This is a genomic window from Kurthia massiliensis, assembly GCF_000285555.1.
Lineage (GTDB): Bacteria > Bacillota > Bacilli > Bacillales_A > Planococcaceae > Kurthia > Kurthia massiliensis.
The window spans coordinates 1-311 of sequence record NZ_CAEU01000091.1; the positions used below are offsets into that span (position 1 = coordinate 1).

The following is a 311-nucleotide window of genomic DNA, read 5'->3' on the forward strand; positions in this document are numbered from 1 at the left end:
TTTTAGGGAATGGTTTAAAGTCTGGGACTTCACAGAGGATCGACACGTAAAACTTGCCACTCGCATTGTATTTAATGGTCGCTCTCATAATACGACCTTCAATATCACGCGATTTCGCAAATTTTACGAGTCCAAGCTTTGGTAATTTCATTTGATTGCCGACAATCGCAATATTGTTGTTTATATTTTTCGTTGTATAACTTTGAACCGGATTCTTTTTACTTTTGAAACGAGGGTATTTGTTTTGCCCTTTAAAGAAACGTTTAAAAGCATCTATTAAATTTTCGTAGGAGGCTTGTAATGCCACACTG

1 pseudogene is annotated in these 311 nt (G+C 36.3%); it reads right to left on the bottom strand.

Annotated features, from left to right (window positions below):
- A pseudogene (locus KMHG_RS19215) lies at positions 1-311 on the bottom strand (IS200/IS605 family element RNA-guided endonuclease TnpB); the annotation flags it as partial.